The 20,256-nt window shown below is 39.6% G+C and carries 20 protein-coding genes and 1 pseudogene; 18 read left to right on the top strand and 3 right to left on the bottom strand.

Annotation, left to right across the window (positions count from 1 at the left end; genetic code table 11):
* Positions 1-114 precede the first annotated feature (114 nt).
* Genes ACPC58_RS09020 through ACPC58_RS09030 form a run of 3 tightly spaced genes read right to left on the bottom strand, consistent with a single transcriptional unit; the run spans position 115 to position 1,609 of the window.
* Positions 115-1,197, bottom strand: a complete 1,083-nt coding sequence (locus ACPC58_RS09020) for a DUF3278 domain-containing protein (RefSeq protein WP_434065829.1) — start codon at positions 1,195-1,197, stop codon at positions 115-117.
* Between the two features lie 9 nt (positions 1,198-1,206).
* Complete coding sequence (locus ACPC58_RS09025) at positions 1,207-1,407, bottom strand: hypothetical protein (RefSeq protein ID WP_130554673.1); 201 nt, start codon at positions 1,405-1,407, stop codon at positions 1,207-1,209.
* Positions 1,408-1,420: 13 nt separating this feature from the next.
* Entirely contained in the window at positions 1,421-1,609 is a 189-nt protein-coding gene (locus ACPC58_RS09030) for a helix-turn-helix transcriptional regulator (protein WP_002942681.1), read from the bottom strand.
* Between the two features lie 266 nt (positions 1,610-1,875).
* Here ACPC58_RS09030 and rsmH point away from each other — a divergent pair, with 266 nt between their 5' ends.
* From rsmH to ACPC58_RS09120, 18 genes and pseudogenes are all read left to right on the top strand, one after another.
* Complete coding sequence (gene rsmH / locus ACPC58_RS09035; protein ID WP_434065830.1) at positions 1,876-2,826, top strand: 16S rRNA (cytosine(1402)-N(4))-methyltransferase RsmH; 951 nt, start codon at positions 1,876-1,878, stop codon at positions 2,824-2,826.
* Between the two features lie 10 nt (positions 2,827-2,836).
* Positions 2,837-3,160, top strand: coding sequence for a cell division protein FtsL (ftsL, locus tag ACPC58_RS09040; protein ID WP_434065831.1), 324 nt, complete (start codon positions 2,837-2,839; stop codon positions 3,158-3,160).
* Positions 3,160-5,409 (top strand): penicillin-binding protein PBP2X, encoded by a 2,250-nt coding sequence (gene pbp2X, locus ACPC58_RS09045; protein WP_434065832.1) that lies wholly within the window; start codon positions 3,160-3,162, stop codon positions 5,407-5,409. Before ftsL ends, pbp2X begins: the two co-directional genes overlap by 1 nt.
* Before the next feature lies 1 nt (position 5,410).
* Complete coding sequence (mraY, locus tag ACPC58_RS09050) at positions 5,411-6,409, top strand: phospho-N-acetylmuramoyl-pentapeptide-transferase (protein ID WP_434065833.1); 999 nt, start codon at positions 5,411-5,413, stop codon at positions 6,407-6,409.
* 92 nt (positions 6,410-6,501) lie between these two features.
* Positions 6,502-7,335 (top strand): annotated as a pseudogene (locus ACPC58_RS09055) (hypothetical protein).
* 78 nt (positions 7,336-7,413) lie between these two features.
* Positions 7,414-8,757 (top strand): DEAD/DEAH box helicase, encoded by a 1,344-nt coding sequence (locus ACPC58_RS09060; protein WP_216807102.1) that lies wholly within the window; start codon positions 7,414-7,416, stop codon positions 8,755-8,757.
* A gap of 18 nt (positions 8,758-8,775) precedes the next feature.
* Positions 8,776-9,000: a DUF4059 family protein gene (locus ACPC58_RS09065; protein ID WP_130554666.1), complete on the top strand. Its 225-nt coding sequence runs from the start codon at positions 8,776-8,778 to the stop codon at positions 8,998-9,000.
* Positions 9,001-9,012: 12 nt separating this feature from the next.
* The gene (gene trxB, locus ACPC58_RS09070; RefSeq protein WP_277843136.1) at positions 9,013-9,930 is read left to right on the top strand and encodes a thioredoxin-disulfide reductase; all 918 of its coding nucleotides are present in this window, start codon (positions 9,013-9,015) and stop codon (positions 9,928-9,930) included.
* Between the two features lie 9 nt (positions 9,931-9,939).
* Positions 9,940-10,479 (top strand): YceD family protein, encoded by a 540-nt coding sequence (locus tag ACPC58_RS09075; protein ID WP_434065834.1) that lies wholly within the window; start codon positions 9,940-9,942, stop codon positions 10,477-10,479.
* A gap of 95 nt (positions 10,480-10,574) precedes the next feature.
* A complete protein-coding gene (gene gndA, locus ACPC58_RS09080; protein WP_434065835.1) occupies positions 10,575-12,002 on the top strand; it encodes an NADP-dependent phosphogluconate dehydrogenase in 1,428 nt (475 codons plus the stop codon).
* An 81-nt stretch (positions 12,003-12,083) separates the two neighbouring features.
* On the top strand, positions 12,084-12,773 hold the full coding sequence (locus tag ACPC58_RS09085; protein ID WP_217374725.1) for a response regulator transcription factor: 690 nt from the start codon (positions 12,084-12,086) through the stop codon (positions 12,771-12,773).
* Positions 12,774-12,852: 79 nt separating this feature from the next.
* Positions 12,853-13,983 (top strand): AI-2E family transporter, encoded by a 1,131-nt coding sequence (locus ACPC58_RS09090; RefSeq protein WP_130554661.1) that lies wholly within the window; start codon positions 12,853-12,855, stop codon positions 13,981-13,983.
* Between the two features lie 201 nt (positions 13,984-14,184).
* The gene (locus tag ACPC58_RS09095) at positions 14,185-15,432 is read left to right on the top strand and encodes an aminoacyltransferase (RefSeq protein ID WP_434065836.1); all 1,248 of its coding nucleotides are present in this window, start codon (positions 14,185-14,187) and stop codon (positions 15,430-15,432) included.
* Entirely contained in the window at positions 15,410-16,657 is a 1,248-nt protein-coding gene (locus ACPC58_RS09100; RefSeq protein WP_434065837.1) for an aminoacyltransferase, read from the top strand. Before ACPC58_RS09095 ends, ACPC58_RS09100 begins: the two co-directional genes overlap by 23 nt.
* Before the next feature lie 73 nt (positions 16,658-16,730).
* A complete protein-coding gene (gene nrdR / locus ACPC58_RS09105) occupies positions 16,731-17,222 on the top strand; it encodes a transcriptional regulator NrdR (RefSeq protein ID WP_024391135.1) in 492 nt (163 codons plus the stop codon).
* The gene (locus tag ACPC58_RS09110; protein WP_434065838.1) at positions 17,209-18,360 is read left to right on the top strand and encodes a replication initiation/membrane attachment protein; all 1,152 of its coding nucleotides are present in this window, start codon (positions 17,209-17,211) and stop codon (positions 18,358-18,360) included. Before nrdR ends, ACPC58_RS09110 begins: the two co-directional genes overlap by 14 nt.
* The gene (gene dnaI / locus ACPC58_RS09115) at positions 18,360-19,259 is read left to right on the top strand and encodes a primosomal protein DnaI (protein ID WP_434065839.1); all 900 of its coding nucleotides are present in this window, start codon (positions 18,360-18,362) and stop codon (positions 19,257-19,259) included. The genes ACPC58_RS09110 and dnaI overlap by 1 nt, the downstream gene beginning before the upstream one ends.
* Entirely contained in the window at positions 19,256-19,969 is a 714-nt protein-coding gene (locus ACPC58_RS09120; protein WP_434065840.1) for an NADPH-dependent oxidoreductase, read from the top strand. Before dnaI ends, ACPC58_RS09120 begins: the two co-directional genes overlap by 4 nt.
* Positions 19,970-20,256 lie beyond the last annotated feature (287 nt).

A 20,256-nucleotide genomic window follows, 5' to 3' on the forward strand; every position in this document is an offset into this window, starting at 1 on the left:
CCCTCTTGAAATGAGGAACAAGGCCGTCGCCTAATCTTTTATTATTTCATTGTCCACTTGACAGGGAGCTGTTCATTGTTTGGGTGTAAAAGGTTTATTCATTGGGTCTGCTCCTTATTTTTTCTTAGCAGAATCTGCTTCCAATTTTTGCAGATAGGCAATGGCAGACAGGGCTAGACTGGCAAAGAGGCCCATCATGCCACCGAAGAGGAGGGATTTTATGTGGAAGATGGAATCCAGTAGGGGAAGTTGGAGGCTAAAGAGGTCTGCCAGCCCAGCAAAGAGGCTAGATAGCAGTGCAACTCCCAGTCCCCAAAGAATTGGGTTAAGGGGCCGACCTTGTCTTTCCTCAGGGCTAAGCTCATCCAAGTCATATTGGGGCAAGTCAGCATGGAGGGTCTGCATATTGACGATACCTAGCAAGATAAAGCTAAAGAGAGCAATTATCATTGGATAATAGGTAGCCACCTCCAGAGGATAGCGGTAGACTAGGAAGTAGGCGATGGCATTTCCGAGAGCTAGGAAGTAGAAGTAGTAGATAAAGGCCTGTCCGCCGATAGCATCAGCCTCGGCCTGTCGGTATTCGTCTAAAGGACCGCGGATACCATAAAAACGTTTAATCATATTTTTGATCCACTTGGGTTCTTCTTTGGCAATAGCAGAGTTGACAGTTAGGTTTTCTGCCTTTTTCATGCGTTTACGAAGAGCGATTTCGATATAAATTCCCATGAAAACACCACCTAGACAGGCTGCAAGGAATTTTCGGAGGTCAAATAAATGGTCGAGCGGGTTGAGCCCCTCCATCCAGGCACCAAAAACAACAGTCCAAATGTACATAACGGCAGTGAAATAGAGGGCGAATTTGATACTTGCTCCTTTGAGCTGCTTCTGTTCCTTACTAGTCAGTTCTTCTACATCTAAACTGTCCACTTGGTTGTGACGCATCTTGGATGTCATATACATACTGGCGGAAAGAGTGGATAGGAATAGAGCCGTTGGATAGCCATAGGCAACGACTTCTGGGTAGCGTTTGGATAGAGCGAGTGCCAGTAGGTTAAGAGCCATGGTGCCCCAAAAGAGCAGGATAAAGCAGGTATTGCCTAGTCGGAAGGCTTCTTTTTTGCGAAATTCATCCAAAGGCCCTGCGATACCGTAAAATCGTTTGATTAATTTATCTTGAAAGGTTTCTTTTTTCATAAGCAGCTCCTATTTTTGATCGAACAATGGTAAGATGTAAACAAAGCCTAAGAAGTAGATGGTTCCAGCAATCAGCACTTGTAGCCAAAATTTTGCTTGGCTGATGGTGTGCAAGATTTCTGCTCCGCTATTGCCCCAAAGCTGAAAGAGGACAAAGAGCGGGATAAAAATAAGGGTAGAGATAAGGTTTTTGCGTGTATTCTTTTTCATGATATTTTCTTTTCTATTCATTCCAAAAGAGGCTATTGAGATCGGTCTGTAAAGCTTTGGCTAGGTTGATACAGAGGTCTAGCGAGGGATTGTATTTGTTGTTTTCAATCATGTTGATGGTTTGCCTGGATACGCCGATGGCTTTGGCTAGATCCAGCTGGGAAATACCTAGCAGTAGGCGATAATCTTTGACACGGTTCATGGGTTCTCCTTTCGTGTAAAATATATGCGACATTCTATTGTAAAGAGAGAGGATAGACTAGCTATCCTTATGCACGATGTCAATTATATGCGACGGTTGGTTGTAAAAAATGAGGGAGACCTCTCTGTTGATGTCAACTATATGCGACATATTTCTTTACTGTTAGTATATACCTATTCATATAAGTTGTCCACTATATCTGACATATTTTTTGTAAAAAGTTTGCAACATCTTTTTGATTTAATTTGTGGTACAATAGAAAAGATATGACCAAGGAATTTAATCACACAACTGTTCTCTTGCATGAGACAGTCGATATGTTAGACATCAAACCAAATGGAATTTATGTAGATGCAACGCTGGGTGGAGCAGGGCATAGTGAGTATCTGCTCAGTCAGTTGACGGATGGTGGGCATCTTTATGCCTTTGATCAGGATCAGACTGCTATTGATCATGCCCATATTCGCTTGGCATCCTACATTGAAAAGGGACAAGTGACCTTTATTAGGGACAATTTTCGCAATCTCAAGACTCGCTTGGCGGAGCTAGGTGTAACAGAGATTGATGGGATTTGTTATGATTTAGGAGTATCTAGTCCACAGTTGGATGAGCGGGAGCGTGGCTTTTCTTACAAACAAGATGCTCCGCTCGATATGCGGATGAATCGTGAGGGACATTTGACAGCTTATGATGTGGTCAATAACTATGACTATCACGATTTGGTACGGATTTTCTTTAAATATGGTGAGGATAAATTTTCCAAGCAGATTGCTCGTAAGATTGAACAGGCGCGTGCGGTTAAGCCGATTGAAACAACGACTGAGTTGGCTGAATTAATCAAATCAGCTAAGCCTGCGAAAGAGCTAAAGAAAAAGGGTCACCCTGCCAAGCAGATTTTCCAAGCTATTCGGATTGAGGTCAACGATGAATTGGGAGCGGCAGACGAATCTATCCAGCAGGCCATTGACTTATTGGCTCTGGATGGACGGATTTCTGTTATTACCTTCCATTCTTTAGAAGATCGTTTGACTAAACAACTCTTCAAAGAAGCGAGTACAATTGATGTTCCAAAAGGCTTACCATTTATTCCAGATAACTTGAAGGCGCCACTTGAATTGGTCAATCGTAAGCCTATCTTACCGAGTCAAGAAGAATTAGATGCAAATAATAGAGCGCATTCAGCCAAGCTGCGTGTAGCTAAGAAAGTACATAAATAGGAGAGAGTCTATGTTGCAAGAAACACGTAGAGAAGCTACCATGAGGGTCATTGGTGATAAAATAAAAACATTTGATCGCGTTGAAAAAGCATTTTATACCAGCATTATTCTATCGGGAATTATTTTAGCAATTGCGATTGTCTTTTTGCAAACAAGGCTCTTACAAGTTCAATCAGAAATGGCTAAGGTCAACCAAGAAATTAGTCAAAAGCAAGTTGAAATTGATGATGCAAAACAAGCTGCCAACGAATTACTGCGTTCGGCAAGATTGATGGAGATTGCTGAGAAGGCAGGACTATCTTTTAATAATGATAATATTGGAGTAGCAGAGTAATGCCCAGAAGAAACAATAAACTCTTGCGATATGTCTTGAAAAATCGCTATATTCCTTCCAAAAATCGGCGGAGAGTAGGACAAAGTTTACTGATAGTGTCGATTTTTGTATTTTTTATTTTCCTGATTAATTTTGCGATTATTATAGGAACGGATTCAAAGTTTGGTGTTGATCTTTCTGAAGGAGCGCAAGCAGTCCATCAAAAAGAAGTGATCATACAGGCGAAACGTGGAACCATTTATGATCGCACAGGGGTTCCAATTGCAGAAGACTCAACAACCTATACGGTTTATGCGATTATTGACAAGGAATATGTTTCTGAGTTAAAAGAAATCTTGTATGTCCAGTCGTCCCAATTTAATCAAGTTGCACAAGTATTTAATCAGTACCTTGGAATGGAGGAGGATTATGTTCTTAAGCAATTAAATCAACAAGATTTGAATCAAGTCTATTTTGGTACTTTAGGAAAAAACATTTCCTATAATACTATGACTACGATTCAAGAAAAGATGAAAGCTGCTGGAATTGAAGGAATACATTTTAACGCCAGTCCTGGTCGAATGTATCCAAATGGAAACTTTGCTTCTATATTTGTTGGATTAGCCAATCCGGTTGAAAACTCTGATGGAAGCAATAGTTTGCAAGGAGTAAGTGGTTTAGAATATTATTTAAATGATATTTTGGCTGGACAAGACGGTAAAGTTGTGTATGAAAAAGATAGTCAGGGCCGTGTTCTTCCAGGAACTGAAGAGGTCGTGACTGAGACAATTGATGGTCAAGATCTGTACACTACTCTGTCTGCAGATTTGCAAAGATCGCTTGAAACAAATATGGATACTTTCTTTAACAATGCTAAAGGTAAGTATGCAAATGCCACCTTGGTTTCTGCGAAAACTGGTGAAATTTTAGCTACAACACAACGCCCAAGTTATGACCCAGATACAAAAGAAGGGCTTGGTGCTGAAGGACTGCTAGAACGCTCCTTGCTATATCAAGAAGCTTATGAACCAGGATCGACTATGAAAGTTCTTACTGTAGCATCGTCTATTGATAACGGAACTTTCGATCCAAATGAAACTTATACCAACAATGAATATGTGATTGCAGACGCAAAAATTAATGACTGGACACTTAATGCTGGATACTCTGCGGTCACACTAAACTTTGCACAAGGCTTCTCTCTGTCCAGTAACGTTGGAATGACACTGCTTCAACAAAAAATGGGTGACGAGAAATGGTTGAATTATTTAACCAAATTCCGCTATGGCTATCCAACTCGTTTTGGTATGGGAGATGAGGTGCCAGGATTGATTCCAGAGGATAATATTGTAACTATTGCGATGTCATCTTTTGGCCAAGGTATTTCAGCTACTCAAGCACAGATGCTTCGTAGTTTTACAGCAATTGCCAATAACGGCATTATGTTGGAACCTAAATTTATTTCTGCATTGTATGACCCGAATACAAATTCGGCTCGTTTTTCAAAAGTAGAAGAAGTTGGGAACCCAGTTTCAGAAAAAGCCGCTGATGATACACTTGGCTATATGATTAATGTCGGAACGGATCCTGTATATGGGACACTCTATTCATACGATTTGCAGGGACCTTCGATAGTTGTTGATGGATATGATGTTGCAGTCAAATCTGGTAGTGCGGAGATTGCCAGTGAAGATGGGCAAGGGTATATTAAGGGTGCCTATATTAACTCTGTAGTGGCAATGGTACCTGCTGAAGATCCAGAATTTATCATGTACGTAACTATTCGACAACCGGAATCACTTAATGTTATGTCATGGCGAGACATTGTCAATCCAACTTTGAAAGAAGCTATGTTGTTGAAAGATAGTCTCAACTTAGATTCAAGTGCACCAGCTTTGGCACAAGTCTCTACGGAATCAGAATACCAGTTACCGAATGTAATTGGACAAACACCAGGTGAGACTGCTGAGGAGCTACGTCGTGAATTGATTCAACCGGTTATTCTAGGAAATGGATCAGAGATTAAAAAGGTCTCTGTAGAAGTCGGCAGTAATGTTGCAGCGAATCAACAGATTCTCTTGTTAACCAATAAATTTGAAGAAATGCCTGACCTTTATGCCTTAACCAAAGAGAATATGGATCTTTTTGCAGAATGGACGGGTATTGAGGTGACCTATAAGGGTACTGGTTCAAAAGTGGTTGATCAGAGTGTTGAAGTTGGAACTGCTTTGATGAATACAAAGAAAATTACAATTACTTTAGGAGACTAACATGCAATTTGCACTTATGTCAGGATTGGTTGCTTTTTTGGCAACTGTTCTCTTAATCCCACAATTTATTACTTTTTACCAAGCTAAACGCATTGAAGGACAACAGATGCATGAAGATGTCAAGCAACATCAATTTAAGGCAGGAACTCCGACGATGGGGGGAACTGTTTTTCTAGTAGTTGCGATTCTGGTTAGTTTTATCTTCGCAGCAACGACTCACATGTTGACTGGTGGCGTTATTGCCATTCTATTCATTTTAGCCCTTTATGGTTTGGTGGGATTCTTGGATGATTTTCTGAAAATTTTCCATAAAATTAACGAAGGCTTGAATCCTAAGCAAAAGCTTGCCTTGCAAATCCTTGGTGGTATTGTCTTCTACTTTGTGCATGTGCGAGGAGCTGGTGGGAGTGAACTAAACGTATTTGGCTATATGCTAAATCTGGGAGTTCTCTATTTTCCTTTTGTACTATTTTGGTTGGTTGGCTTTTCAAATGCTGTCAACTTGACCGATGGTATTGATGGACTTGCCTCTATCTCAGTTGTCATTAGTTTATTAGCATATTCTGTTATTGCTTATAAAGAACAGAAGTTTGATATTCTTTTAGTCTGCTTGACCATGATTGGTGGTTTGCTTGGATTCTTTGTTTACAACCACAAACCTGCCAAAATATTCATGGGAGACGTAGGAAGTTTAGCGCTAGGAGGTATGTTGGCGACAATTTCGATCGCCCTCCGTCAAGAATGGACTCTCCTCCTTATTGGTTTGGTTTATGTGCTTGAGACTTCTTCAGTGATGTTGCAGGTTTCATACTTCAAATATACAAAAAAACGCTTTGGGGAAGGTCGTCGTATTTTCCGTATGACTCCTTTCCATCACCATTTGGAGCTTGGAGGATTGACCGGAAAAGCTGAAAAATGGAGTGAATGGAAAGTTGACTTTTTCCTCTGGTCAGTCGGTCTCATCATGAGCTTGATTACCCTAGCTATTCTTTATCTATAAAATGTCAGAAACAGCAGAAATGCTGTTTTTTTACCTTTAAAAATATGGTCGGGGGGGGGGGGAAATGGAGAGAGAATTGGTGGAGGATAGAAATGGAACAATTCAATCAAGAACAGTTTTATGGAGTGGTTATTCAAACCATGACAGCTGCTAGTCGACTTCCTATGGTTAAAGTCAATCGGGAAGAATTTTTGAAGACTCGTTTTAAAGATAGTCCCTATCTAGATAAAATTATTGCGGATGGACCAACGGCGGTCTTCACTACAAAAGCTTTGCGTAAGGAAGCTGAAAAAATCATTAATGATATGACTATGAAAACATCTTTGATTTCTTTCGCAGCTGGTTTACCGGGGAATCCATTTACAGCGGTGGTGGCAGGTACTGCTGATATAGTTCAGTGTTTTGGTTTTGCCTTGAATTTGTCGCAACAAATCGCTTATCTTTTTGGTGAAGATGAATTATTTGTTGGTGAAGGGAAGGAAATTTCAGAAGAGGTTCAAATCCGCATTATTGCCTACATTGGTGTCATGTTTGGAGCAGCTGGTTCAGCAGTTCTTCTCAATAAAGTATCCAAGACAGTCGGAGCTAATATCGGTAAAAAAGTAGCTATGCAGGCTTTGACCAAGACAACTTGGTATCCCTTGGTGTAAAAGGTAGCCGCAGTGATTGGTGTGAAAATTACCAAAAAGACTGTTGAAAAGACCATTGCCAATGCAGTTCCTATTTTGGGTGGTCTGATTTCAGGAGGTTTGACCTATTTTACCTTCCAGCCCATGGGAGGGATGTTGGCAGACACATTTGTGAAAAAAATAAATGGTGTTTTCGATAGCGAACTAGAACTCAGCGAAGCCTTCAAGGCTAGTTTGGCAGAGGTAAAAGAACTAGGTATTATCGAGGCAGAATTTACTGAAGTAATTGAGAGTTAATGAGGGCGGGTATCCGTCCTTTTTGCTTGTCCACCTAAATCGTGCTATAATAGGGGGAATACAACTAAAGAGGAAACTATGAAATTTACAGATATGAAGCTCAAGCCTTATCTTCAAGAGGCATTGAAAGAAATAAACTTTGTCCAGCCGACAGAAGTTCAGGAAAAATTGATACCGGTTGTTTTGTCAGGGCGTGACTTGATTGGAGAATCAAAGACAGGATCAGGGAAAACCCATACCTTTTTGATTCCAATTTTTCAAAAATTAGATGAAGAAGTAGACCAAGTTCAAGCAGTTATTACGGCACCATCGCGCGAATTGGCAACCCAAATCTATCAGGCAGCTCGTCAGCTGGCTAGTCATTCCGAGACCGAAATTCGAGTCAGCAATTATGTAGGTGGTACAGACAAGAATCGTCAGATTGACAAGCTCCAAGCTGGGCAACCCCACATAGTCGTTGGAACACCGGGTCGAATTTATGATTTGGTGCAATCAGGAAATCTTGCTATTCACAAGGCGAAAATCTTTGTAGTGGATGAGGCTGATATGACACTGGATATGGGTTTTTTAGAAACAGTGGATAAAATTGCTGGAAGTTTGCCTAAAGATCTTCAATTTATGGTCTTCTCAGCGACTATTCCGCAAAAACTGCAACCATTTTTGAAAAAATACTTGTCCAACCCAGTTATGGAACAAATCAAGACCCACACTGTGATTTCTGATACGATTGAAAATTGGTTGATTTCGACAAAGGGTCGTGACCGTAATGCTCAGGTTTTAGAGGCAACCAAGCTCATGCAGCCTTATTTGGCAATGATTTTTGTGAATACTAAGACGCGTGCGGATGAATTGCATAGCTATCTGACAGAAAACGGTCTTCGTGTTGCAAAGATTCATGGGGACGTTCCGCCACGTGAGCGGAAACGAATCATGAATCAGGTGAAAAACTTAGACTATCAATACATTGTAGCGACCGACTTGGCTGCTCGTGGTATAGATATTGAGGGTGTCAGCCATGTCATTAATGATGCCATTCCTCAGGACCTTTCTTTCTTTGTACACCGTGTCGGTCGTACAGGACGTAACGGTTTACCGGGTATTGCCATTACCCTTTATCAACCGAGTGATGACGAAGATATTCGAGAATTAGAAAAACTAAATATAAAATTCTTACCTAAAGAAATGAAAAATGGTGAGTTTGTTGATACCTATGACCGTGATCGTCGTGTAAACCGTGAAAAGTCTCGTGAAAAACTAGATTTGGAAATGATTGGTTTGGTCAAGAAGAAAAAGAAAAAAGTCAAACCAGGCTACAAAAAGAAAATTCAGTGGGCTGTCGATGAAAAGCGTCGGAAGAACAAACGGGTTGAAGCGCGTGCTAAAGGCCGTGCGGAACGGAAGGCGAAACATCAAACCTTTTAAGAGTACTGAGGGAATACAATGTTACAAAATATTTTAAGCTTTTATTTACAAGGACTCTTGATCGCAGCGATTTTTGTTATTGTGATTAGTTTTATTTGGTTTTTAATCCGCGCTAGCAAGGGCGTAGATAAGACCTTACAAGAACGACACGACTTTTTATTTGATTTACTGATGATTAATGTTATGACGATTCCGATTGTGGCTTTTGGAGTCGTCAGTATCATTTTGATGATAAAAGTATAGAGGGAAAGAATCATGTACGATACAATTGTAATTGGTGCAGGCCCAGCCGGGATGACAGCAGCGCTGTATGCGGGGCGGAGCAATCTAAAAGTGGCCTTATTAGAACGTGGTATATATGGCGGACAGATGAACAATACCGCTGAAATCGAAAACTATCCGGGTTACGACCATATATCAGGTCCCGCCTTGGCGGAAAAGATGTTTGAGCCTCTGGAAAAATTTGGAGTGGATCATATTTTTGGAACCTTGATTCGAATTGAAGAGGATGGTCCTATTAAAAAAGTTATCACTGAAGATGGCGTTTTGGAAACCAAGTCAATCATTCTGGCTATGGGTGCAAAACATCGCTTGCTTGGTGTGCCTGGAGAAGATACTTACAATAGCCGTGGTGTTTCATACTGTGCAGTTTGTGACGGTGCTTTCTTTAGGGGTCAAAAACTCTTGGTTGTCGGAGGTGGCGATTCTGCGGTAGAAGAAGCTTTATTCTTGACTCAATTTGCCGAGTCAGTGACCATTGTTCACCGAAGAGACCAGCTTCGTGCTCAAAAGGTTATTCAAGACCGTGCATTTGCCAACGAAAAAATAAATTTTATCTGGGATAGCGTAGTGGAAGAAATCAAGGGTGATGACCTTCGCGTGCAAAGTGTTGTTATTAAAAATGTAAAAACAGAAGAAGTCAGTGAACTTGATTTTGGTGGCATCTTTATCTATGTTGGTTTGGATCCGATGACAGAATCGGTTGTAGATTTAGGAATTACGGATGAAGCTGGCTGGGTCGTTACAAATGAAAAAATGGAAACGAGCAAAGCTGGTATTTATGCCATCGGCGATATTCGCCAAAATCAACTTCGTCAAATTGCAACTGCAGTTGGAAATGGAGCAGTTGCTGGACAAGAAGTTTACAACTACATCACAGAACTAGTTGAATAGGGGAATACAATGTTTCATATTTATGATATTCAGAAAAATCCAGATGGTATTTCCTTCGAAAAGACCTTGGATTTACATGAAGAATTGCAGGCACGAAATAGTGAAGTTCTAGGATTGTCACCTGTACAAGTATCTGGTAATGTTCGATTTGAGTCAGGCTTGTTTTTTTTAGATTATCAGATGACCTATGATATCACCTTGGCTTCTAGTCGTTCACTACAACCAGTGGTTTTACATGAGGCTCAAAAGGTCAATGAGCTGTTTGTAGCTAACGAAGCCGTACTCAAAGAACAAGTTTTGATTGATGAAGATATGGTTTTAGTGGTGGAGAATGATCAGATTGTCCTAGATGAAAGCGTGGCGGATAATATCTTGCTAGCTATTCCAATCAAGGTATTGTCACCTGATGAAGAAGCTGAAAAGGACTTGCCGGCAGGTCAATCATGGACATTGATGACAGAAGAAACCTTCCAGCAGCAAGCACAAGAAAAGAAAGAGGCTAATAGCCCCTTTGCTCAATTGCAAGGACTATTTGAAGAGGATGAATAGTCCAAGCCTTTGGATGGTTAAATTTTCAGAAAATTCTTGTCAATTTTGGGTTTTCGGTGTATAATGAAAAAGATACTAACAAGAGGAGTAAACTAATGACAAAAGCAAATTTTGGTGTTGTAGGGATGGCTGTTATGGGCCGCAACCTTGCGCTTAACGTTGAGTCACGTGGCTATACAGTAGCTATTTATAACCGTTCTGCTAATAAGACTGAGGATGTGGTGGCAAGCAACCCTGGAAAAAACTTGGTACCTAGTTATGATGTAGAAAGCTTTGTTGCTTCTATTGAAAAACCTCGCCGTATCATGTTGATGGTTCAAGCTGGACCTGGTACAGATGCAACAATCCAAGCATTGTTACCACACTTGGATGAAGGCGATATCTTGATTGATGGCGGTAACACTTTCTATGAAGACACAATCCGTCGTTCTAAAGAATTAGCAAACTCAGGAATTAACTTTATCGGAACAGGTGTATCTGGTGGTGAAAAAGGTGCTCTTGAGGGTCCTTCTATCATGCCTGGTGGTCAAAAAGAAGCCTATGAGTTGGTAGCAGACGTTTTAGAAGAAATTTCAGCAAAAGCCCCAGAAGATGGTGCGCCATGTGTTACATACATTGGTCCGGATGGTGCTGGTCATTATGTTAAAATGGTTCACAATGGTATCGAGTATGGAGATATGCAATTGATCGCTGAATCATATGATTTGATGCAACATTTACTCGGCTTGTCTGTTGATGAAATGGCTGATATTTTCACTGAGTGGAATAAGGGTGAATTAGATAGCTACCTGATTGAAATCACTGCGGATATCTTGAAACGCAAAGATGATGAAGGCCAAGATGGACCAATCGTTGATTATATTTTGGATGCTGCTGGTAACAAGGGTACTGGTAAATGGACTAGCCAATCATCACTTGATTTGGGTGTGCCATTATCATTGATCACAGAGTCTGTATTTGCTCGTTATATTTCTACATACAAAGAAGAACGTGTGGCTGCAAGTAAAGTGCTTCCAAAACCAGCTCCGTTTGCCTATGAAGGGGATAGGGCTGAATTGGTCGAAAAAATCCGTCAAGCCCTCTACTTTTCAAAAATTATGTCTTATGCACAAGGCTTTGCACAATTACGCGTAGCATCTAAAGAAAACAACTGGAACCTACCATTTGGTGAAATCGCAAAAATCTGGCGTGCGGGTTGTATCATTCGTGCTCGCTTCTTGCAAAAAATTACAGATGCATACGGCCGTGATGAAGATTTGGCAAACTTGCTTTTGGATGAATACTTCCTTGATGTAACAGCGAAATACCAACAGGCTGTTCGTGATGTTGTTGCTTTGGCAGTTCAAGCAGGAGTTCCTGTACCAACTTTTTCTGCAGCGATTACATACTTTGATAGCTATCGTGCTGAAAACTTACCAGCCAACTTGATTCAAGCACAACGTGATTATTTTGGTGCTCACACATATAACCGTAAAGACAAAGAAGGTGTCTTCCATTACGACTGGTATAGCGAATCAAAATAAGAATAGATGGGCGTGAGAGCGCCCTTCTTTCTAGTCATGATTCGATTCCTAAACCATGTAACTATAGAAAAAGGATGAACAATGGCTAAGAAAATTTTGATTGCTGGGAAAGAGCGTAATCTTTCACATTTTGTTTCCATGGAACTTCAGAAGAAGGAGTATATCGTTGATTATGCTTCAACAGGGAAAGAAGCTTTATCTCTAGCTCATGAGACAGACTTTGATTTGGTTTTGATGAGTTTCCAATTATCCGATATGTCCAGCAAGAAGTTGGCTAAGGAGCTTCTTGCAATCAAACCTGCTACGGTGATGATTGTAGTTGTCGAACCAACAGAAGTGGCTGACCATGGGGAAGATATATTGACGTATGCGGTATTTTACGTTGTGAAGCCATTTGTTATTAGTGACTTGGTGGAACAAATTTCCGATATTTTCCGTGGTAGAGATTTTATTGAAACGAATTGTAAACAGGTTCATTTGCATGCGGCCTATCGAGATTTAAAAGTTGATTTTCAAAACCGAACGGTCACTCGGGGAGATGAGTTAATCAACTTGACACGGCGAGAATATGATTTGCTGGCGACGTTGATGAATAGTCCGGAACCAGTTAGCCGAGAACAGCTTCTTGAACGGGTCTGGAAGTATGAAGCGGCCTCTGAAACCAATGTTGTGGATGTCTATATCCGTTATCTTCGTGGAAAATTAGATGTTCCAGGACAGGCTTCCTATATTCGGACGGTACGTGGTGTTGGCTATACCATGAGAGATTAGAGACAAGAGAGAGTGTAAAGCTCTTTCTTTTTGTTTCTACCTATGTTAGAATGGTATAGATTGTAAGGAGTATGAATCTATGAATTCGAAATTGAAAGAGCAGTTGATTTTGCTCATTTTTGCTGGGCTGGTCTTATTAACAGTTTTAAATTGGTCAACAGTTTATAGCGGAATCTTAACGGTACTTGGGAGCATGAACTCACTTCTTATTGGTGGACTTTTTGCCTTTATATTAAATGTTCCAATGAAAAAAATAGAGGACTTGATTGAAAAAGTTTCTTTTTTAAAAAAATCCAAGCGAGCTCTTGCCATCTTGGGTGTACTCATTGCCTTCATCTTAATCGTCACAGGACTGGTTCTTATTGTTCTACCAACGCTTGTAACAACTGTATCGGAATTAGTTTCCGTTAGCAGTACAGCCGTTCCAAAATCGATCAATGCTTTAACAGCATTTTTACAGTCTTATGGCCTGCTATCTGGTCAGATTGGTGAACAAGTTACGAGTCTATTGGATCAATTGAAGAATTTGACCTTTGTATCCAGTCTCGTGACGCCGATACTTTCTGGACTCGTCTCAAATGTGACAGGGATTTTCTCAAATACAATGACGTTAGTCATGGCTTTCTTCTTTACCTTAGCCATTTTGGGTAGCAAGGAACACTTACTATCTATGACACAAAAATTATTACAAGCTATCCTACCGACAAAAGCTGTCAAGGTAGTCAATTATATTGGAGCAGTGATTATTGATACCTACGATCGATTCTTGATGAGCCAGATTGTCGAAGCGTGTATCATCGGGGTTTTGGTATTTGTAAGTTACTCTGTTTCAGGAATCCCTTATGCAAGCATGGCTGGGATCTTAACAGGTGTATTGTCCTTTGTGCCCTATATTGGTCCATTTTCAGCATGTCTAATCAGTGCTCTCTTTGTTGCTGTTCAAAATCCATTGCTGGCTCTGTGGTCTATTGTACTCTTCCAAATTATACAATTAATTGAAGGAAATGTGATCTACCCCCGTGTTGTCGGGCAGTCTGTAGGACTTCCTACTGTATTTACTTTGACAGCAGCATTGATAGGTGGTAATTTATTTGGTCTGTTAGGTATGGTCTTCTTCACACCGATCTTTGCAGTTGTTTATCGATTGGTAAAAGAATGGGTATATAGTCGACTAAAAACAAAAAATCAGATTTTGAAGGAAAGTGAATAAATACGCTTTCTTTTTTTGTTACATTGTTATGATTTGACAAACAAGAAGAAAAATGTTGAAATACTAAACAGAGAATTTTGCTATTCTGTAGTAAGGATTTAATAGATTAACAGGATATTAATGAAAGGAATGTGACCAGGTAGATGTGTTACATTCTTTAGGAGTTAGTCTTAGAGTGACTAGATTGGAAGTACATAATAAATGAGTTACACATATACAATTGGTATAACTGTGGAAGAGCATGATACATTTGTAAAGAATTCTGATCAGGCAAATCTCTTGCAAAGTAGTTCTTGGGCTGATGTAAAAGTTGGTTGGCAAAATGAGAGACTAGGTTTTTACAAGGATGGTAAATTGGTTGCAGTCGCCTCTGTGTTGATTCGAAAACTGCTTTCTCCAGCAAGCTTTACAGTCATTTACATACCAAGGGGTCCAGTGATGGACTATCAAGACAAAGAGCTGGTTTCTTTTGTCCTAACTTCTTTAAAGGAGTTTGGAAACCTACATCGAAGTATTTTTATTAAGTTTGATCCATTCTTGCTCCTTTCAAAACGGGATATGGATGGAAAAATAGAAGATAGTCAACAGACATTTGAGATAAAAGATTTGTTGGTTGACTTAGGCTGTAACTGGTCAGGTCGCTCTAAAATGATGGGTGATACAATTCAACCAACCCATCATGCGGTTTTATATAGGGATGTTTTTTCAGAAAATTCCTTACATAAACGGGTTCATCAAAACATTCGCACTGCGAGAAATAAAGGACTTGAGATTAGCATTGGTCGAGAAGAATTGTTAGATGATTTTTCTGAGTTGTTGAAAAAAACTGAGAAGCGAAAAGCCATCCACTTACGTGGAAAAGAGTACTATCACCGAATTTTAACAGTATACCCAGAAGATTCTTATTTGATTGTGGCATATTTAAATGTAGTTGATCGATCTGATCACATCACGCAGCAAGTTGAAAAATTAATAGAAGAAAAAAATACATTTACTTCAAAAACACGTCAAACTAAAGTTGATAATAATCTAAAAGAATTGAATAGATTGAACTCTGAATTAGATTTCTTATCTTCCTTGATGGAAACGAAGGGAAGTTTTGTTCCATTGGCAGGAACATTGACCATCAATTTTGGAACAACATCTGAAAACATTTATGCTGGGATGGATGAAGATTTTAAACGTTATCAGCCAGCTCTTCTAACTTGGGTAGAGACAGCTAAGCAAGCATTTGAACGTGGTGCAAGTTGGCAAAACTTGGGTGGAATTGAACCAAAATTGGATGGTGGGTTATATCAGTTTAAGTCACAATTTAATCCTACTATTGAGGAGTATATTGGAGAATTTGATCTGATACTTTCGCCCATTCTCTATAATATTCTTCAAGCTATCCTGAAAAAAATAAAGAAGTTGAGGAACATTAAACATGACATTTTCTCAGATAAGTAAGAATGAATTTGTTCAGCACTGCAAGCTCGTAAGTGAAAAATCGTTTTTTCAATCCCTTGAAATGGGAGAACTTCTAACTAAACGAGGTTACGATGTTCGATTTGTTGGGTATCGAGATAGCAGTTCTACTATCGTTATTTCAAGTCTAGTGTTCTGTAAGAAGATGTTTGGCGGTCTCTATATGGAGTTAAACTCTGGTCCAGTCGTTAGTGATAACAGTTATCTGGAAAAATTTTTTCAGTCGTTAAGAGATTATGCAAAACATGAGGGTGTTTTGGAGCTGGTCGTTAAACCTTCTCAAACCTATCAAACTTTCGATAGCAATGGTCAGCCGTTAGGTTTTGAGGATACTCATTTGATTGAGATGTTGACTAAGAATGATTTTCAGTATGATGGTTTACAAACGGGTTATCCAAATGGAGAGCCAGTTTGGCATTATGTGAAGGATTTGGAGGGGATTACTGAAGATACCTTAGTATCCTCCTTCAGTAAAAAAGGGAAAGTTCTTAGTAAGAAGGCTAATAGCTTTGGACTGAATATTACTAGATTAACAAAGGATGAACTACCACGATTTAAAGCTATAACAGAAGCTACTTCAAACAGAAGAGATTATACAGATAAACCGTTAGATTATTATCAAGATCTATTTGATACATTTAGTGATGGAGCAGATTTCTTGATTGCAAGTTTGAATCTGACTACCTATCTAGATTTATTACATTCTCAAGAAGATAAATTGAAAAAAATAGCAGAGAATTTAGTGCAAGATTTGAGTATAAATCCGAAATCTAGAAAAAAAGGGAATGAACTACGCGAAATCGAAAGTCAAATAGAGAGTTTTGAGCAACGAAAACAAAATGCTGAACAATTGATCAATAAATATGGAACATCTGATATAGATATTGCTGCTAGTTTGTTTATATATACTAAACAAGAATTGGTGTATTTATTTAGTGGTTCACTTGAGGAGTTCAGTAGTTTCTATGCTCCAATCATTTTACAAGAATTCGCAATCAAGAAGGCAATAAAAAAATCTATCAAGTTTTATAATTTCTTAGGGATTACGGGCTTATTCGATGGCTCGGATGGTGTTCTTCGCTTTAAGCAAAATTTTAATGGGTATATTTTGCGAAAACCAGGAACGTTTCATTACTTCCCACATCCTGTTCGCTACAAAACAATACAAGTAATAAAAAAAATAGTATTTACATTGACAGGAAAGTGATTTATTCGCTTTCTTTTGTTTTTGTTCAAATTATGCTATACTAAGATGATAAAGTTTTCGTAGGAGAGTGAGTATGCGTTGTCCAAAATGTCATAGTTTAAAATCAAGTGTAATAGACAGCCGTCAAGCAGAAGATGGCAACACAATTCGTCGTCGTCGCTCGTGTGACCAATGTGGTCAACGTTTTACCACATATGAACGGATTGAGGAAAAAACATTAGTTGTTGTTAAAAAAGATGGTACCAGAGAACAATTTTCTCGCGAAAAAATCTTTAATGGAATCATTCGTTCTGCCCAAAAGCGTCCTGTATCAACCAGTGATATAGACGAAGTGGTTAACCGCGTAGAACAAAAGGTCCGATCAATTAGTGATGCTGAAATTGAAAGTGACGTAATTGGTAATTTTGTGATGGAAGAATTGGTTGAATTAGATGAAATTACCTATGTACGTTTTGCTTCAGTCTATCGTTCGTTCAAGGATGTTGGTGAATTAGAAAATCTGCTCAAACAAATGATTTCGAAAGGGAGCAAGGTAAAAACGGGAATAAAAGATGAAGCCAAATGATTTATTTACCTATATAAAGACAAATGCCTTCATTCCAGATGTTATCAGTTTGAGTAAATGTTACCAACCCATCATTGGGTTTGATGCTTTAGCGCTTTATTATTACTTTTATAGTTTTTCCGACCAGGGGCAAGGACGTTTTAAATGGACTTCGATTCTCAACCATATGGATTTTGGTATGAATCGATTGGAAAAGGCCTTAGATGTCTTGACAGCTATGGAGCTTTTGCAACTCTATCGTGCGGATGAGTTGACTGGAATAGCTGTACAAGCTCCTTTAACTGTAAAAAACTTTTTAGCCAAGCCCTTGTATAAGAATTTGTTGGCTAAAAAGATTGGTGAAGCTAGTGTGGATAGCTTACTTGTCCATATTCCAAAACAGGAACAAAATATTTCCAAAAATTTTTCACAAGTGTTTACAATGGATGGACAGGTTCCTCTTGTTTTTGAATCCAATCGGGATTTTGATTGGTCAGCATTTAAAGCTCTGATGGCTAAAGATAAGCTGTATTTTCAAGATGAAACTGAGGATATTATCGCACTAAGTTACATAGCAGAGCAGGCAGGTTGGACCTGGTTGGAAACCTATCGTCAGGCTAAAATAACAGCTATTGGACATACAATCTCAACTAAACGATTGCAGCAGTCACGTCAGTCATTGCCAAAAGAAAAAAACGACCTCACTGGCCAGGAAAGAGCTATTGTTCGGGAGGCGAAATCGAAATCCAGTCTTGTATTTCTATCTATTATAAAGGATCAGCGTAAGGCAACTATAACCATGGCTGAGCGGAAATGCTTAACGGATTTGGCAAACATGGGGTTGCTTTATGAGGTGATTAATATCTTGGTTCTCTATACTTTCAATAAGATTGACTCTGCCAATCTCAATGAAAAGTATGCAATAAAGCTTGGAAATGATTTTTCTTACAAGGGAATTGGCAGTGCAGAGGCAGCTGTTCTTTACCTAAGAGAGTTTAAGTCAGGTCAAGCTGTCACCAAGCCGAGCCAGCCACAGAAAAGCAATGTGCCTGACTGGAGTAAGGAAGAGGTTCAACAAGAACAAACACAAGAAGGTCAAGCCAAGTTGGCGGCTCTTTATCGTGAGTTAGAAGAAATGGAAAATAAAGGAGGTAGCTGATGAAACCAGTTCAAGATAAGTTGTCGCAGGCAACTAACCCTAGCCCAAAATCTTATCAGCAACTCTATCAAGAGATAGTGAGTGATACTGAAGTTGCTGCCTTTATTAAGAAAGAAGGGTTGACTCAAAAGGAGATTACCCTGTCCATTTCCAAATTTTTGGAATATATCAGCCAGCGTGATTTGTTTGTAAAACAAGATGAGGCCTATATCGCCAAAGGTTACCAACCTGTTTTGGTGATGAATGAAGGCTATGCGGATGTTTCCTATCTCGAAACAGAAGAATTGGTCGAATACCGTCGTTTAGAAGCTATCAAGAACCGAATTCAGCTTATAAATATGCCGGCAAGTTTGAAAAATGTCACTGTGGCAGATATTGATAAGAATGATGAAAATCGTGTGGAAGTCATGCTAGCCATAACGGATTTTGTCAAACGCTTTGAAGAAAAACCAAAAGGTCTTTATATCTATGGTAACTTCGGTATTGGTAAAAGCTATTTGATGGCCTATTTAGCCAATTTGTTATCCAAAACCTATCTTCAATCAACCACCATGCTCCATTATCCAACTTTTGTTGTCGATATAAAAAATGCCATCAGAGATGGTTCTGTCAAGGAGCGAATTGACGAAATCAAGTTGGCTCAAGTCTTGGTATTAGACGATATCGGAGCGGAGCAACATAGCCCGTGGGTGCGTGATGATGTTTTACAGGTCATTCTTCAGTACCGTATGCAGGAAAATCTGCCGACCTTCTTTACTTCCAATTTCTCCTTTGATGATTTGGAACGTCATTTTGCATCCGGCAAGTCTGGTGATGAGACCTGGCAGGCCAAGCGGGTTATGGAGCGGATTCGTTATTTAGCACGTGATTTACATTTGAAAGGAAATAACCGCCGATGAATGAAACGATTGATTTAATGTTGAACCATAGCTCTGTTCGTCGTTTTACGGAGGAGCCTCTTGTAGCAGAAGATCTTGAAACAATCATCGCAGCTGGGCGAGCTGCCTCTAGCTGGAAAAATTTTCAGTCCTATTCCATTGTTGTCGTCCAAACAGAAGCAAAAAAACAAGCACTATATGACTTGGTACCACAGCCTGCCATTCTTCAAGCTCAGGCAATTCTTGTTTTTGTTGGGGACCACAATCGTGCCAGCAAGGCGGCGGAGCTTCATGGTTCAGACTTTGATGCCAAAGGACCAGAGAACCTCTTGATTTCATCAGTTGATGCTTCTTTGGCCGGTCAGAATACCTTATTAGCGGCAGAAAGCTTGGGCTACGGCGGAGTGTTTATTGGACTGATTCGCTATAAGGCTTTAGCAATAGCGGAGCTGTTCAATTTGCCGGATTATACCTATCCCATTTTCTGTATTGCTCTAGGGTGGCCTGCTCAACATCATCCAGTTAAACCACGTTTGGCAAAAGAAGCCATTGTTTTCCATGAAGAATATGTGGAACAAGGCGTGGAAGCAATTGAATCATATGACCTAGTACAGACTGAATATGCAGGAGCTCGCCAAACAGAAACCTGGTCTGAGCGCCTAATTGCTCAATTTGGTCAGCCAGAGCAGCCTGAAACGAGGGCTATATTAGAAAAAAATAAACTATTGTAAGTTATGGTTTTTTTGGTTGCTTTTAGTACTCGCTCAAACTGTCTGGGAGACAGTTTGAGGTTGTTGATAAAGTGAACCAAGTTCACATCAAAAGCTGTAGACAGCTTGTACAGTCTAGCGAACTGTACAAGGCTGGAAATGAGACTTGCGATGATAGCAAGCCTCTTACGCAAAGTACGGCAAAGCGAGTTCAAATAATGATGACATTATTTGAAGTTGGAAATAGGGAAACGAAGTTTCCTCATGCGTCGACCTTATAAAAGACAAACAAAAATGACTATATTAGA

Origin of the sequence: Streptococcus sp. VTCC 12905 (genome assembly GCF_049893385.1) — a bacterium.
Taxonomy (GTDB): Bacteria; Bacillota; Bacilli; order Lactobacillales; family Streptococcaceae; genus Streptococcus; species Streptococcus suis_AA.

What these genes read in the sequence shown, in the direction of transcription:
- ACPC58_RS09085 (WP_217374725.1), top strand. Translation starts at nt 12,084, where the DNA reads ATGGCTAAGAAAATTTTGATTGCTGGGAAAGAGCGTAATCTTTCACAT.
- ACPC58_RS09065 (WP_130554666.1), top strand. Translation starts at nt 8,776, where the DNA reads ATGTTACAAAATATTTTAAGCTTTTATTTACAAGGACTCTTGATCGCA.
- dnaI (WP_434065839.1), top strand. Translation starts at nt 18,360, where the DNA reads ATGAAACCAGTTCAAGATAAGTTGTCGCAGGCAACTAACCCTAGCCCA.
- gndA (WP_434065835.1), top strand. Translation starts at nt 10,575, where the DNA reads ATGACAAAAGCAAATTTTGGTGTTGTAGGGATGGCTGTTATGGGCCGC.
- ACPC58_RS09100 (WP_434065837.1), top strand. Translation starts at nt 15,410, where the DNA reads ATGACATTTTCTCAGATAAGTAAGAATGAATTTGTTCAGCACTGCAAG.
- ACPC58_RS09030 (WP_002942681.1), bottom strand. Translation starts at nt 1,609, where the DNA reads ATGAACCGTGTCAAAGATTATCGCCTACTGCTAGGTATTTCCCAGCTG.
- ACPC58_RS09075 (WP_434065834.1), top strand. Translation starts at nt 9,940, where the DNA reads ATGTTTCATATTTATGATATTCAGAAAAATCCAGATGGTATTTCCTTC.
- ftsL (WP_434065831.1), top strand. Translation starts at nt 2,837, where the DNA reads ATGTTGCAAGAAACACGTAGAGAAGCTACCATGAGGGTCATTGGTGAT.
- pbp2X (WP_434065832.1), top strand. Translation starts at nt 3,160, where the DNA reads ATGCCCAGAAGAAACAATAAACTCTTGCGATATGTCTTGAAAAATCGC.
- ACPC58_RS09120 (WP_434065840.1), top strand. Translation starts at nt 19,256, where the DNA reads ATGAATGAAACGATTGATTTAATGTTGAACCATAGCTCTGTTCGTCGT.
- ACPC58_RS09025 (WP_130554673.1), bottom strand. Translation starts at nt 1,407, where the DNA reads ATGAAAAAGAATACACGCAAAAACCTTATCTCTACCCTTATTTTTATC.
- trxB (WP_277843136.1), top strand. Translation starts at nt 9,013, where the DNA reads ATGTACGATACAATTGTAATTGGTGCAGGCCCAGCCGGGATGACAGCA.
- ACPC58_RS09020 (WP_434065829.1), bottom strand. Translation starts at nt 1,197, where the DNA reads ATGAAAAAAGAAACCTTTCAAGATAAATTAATCAAACGATTTTACGGT.
- mraY (WP_434065833.1), top strand. Translation starts at nt 5,411, where the DNA reads ATGCAATTTGCACTTATGTCAGGATTGGTTGCTTTTTTGGCAACTGTT.
- ACPC58_RS09090 (WP_130554661.1), top strand. Translation starts at nt 12,853, where the DNA reads ATGAATTCGAAATTGAAAGAGCAGTTGATTTTGCTCATTTTTGCTGGG.
- nrdR (WP_024391135.1), top strand. Translation starts at nt 16,731, where the DNA reads ATGCGTTGTCCAAAATGTCATAGTTTAAAATCAAGTGTAATAGACAGC.
- rsmH (WP_434065830.1), top strand. Translation starts at nt 1,876, where the DNA reads ATGACCAAGGAATTTAATCACACAACTGTTCTCTTGCATGAGACAGTC.
- ACPC58_RS09060 (WP_216807102.1), top strand. Translation starts at nt 7,414, where the DNA reads ATGAAATTTACAGATATGAAGCTCAAGCCTTATCTTCAAGAGGCATTG.
- ACPC58_RS09095 (WP_434065836.1), top strand. Translation starts at nt 14,185, where the DNA reads ATGAGTTACACATATACAATTGGTATAACTGTGGAAGAGCATGATACA.
- ACPC58_RS09110 (WP_434065838.1), top strand. Translation starts at nt 17,209, where the DNA reads ATGAAGCCAAATGATTTATTTACCTATATAAAGACAAATGCCTTCATT.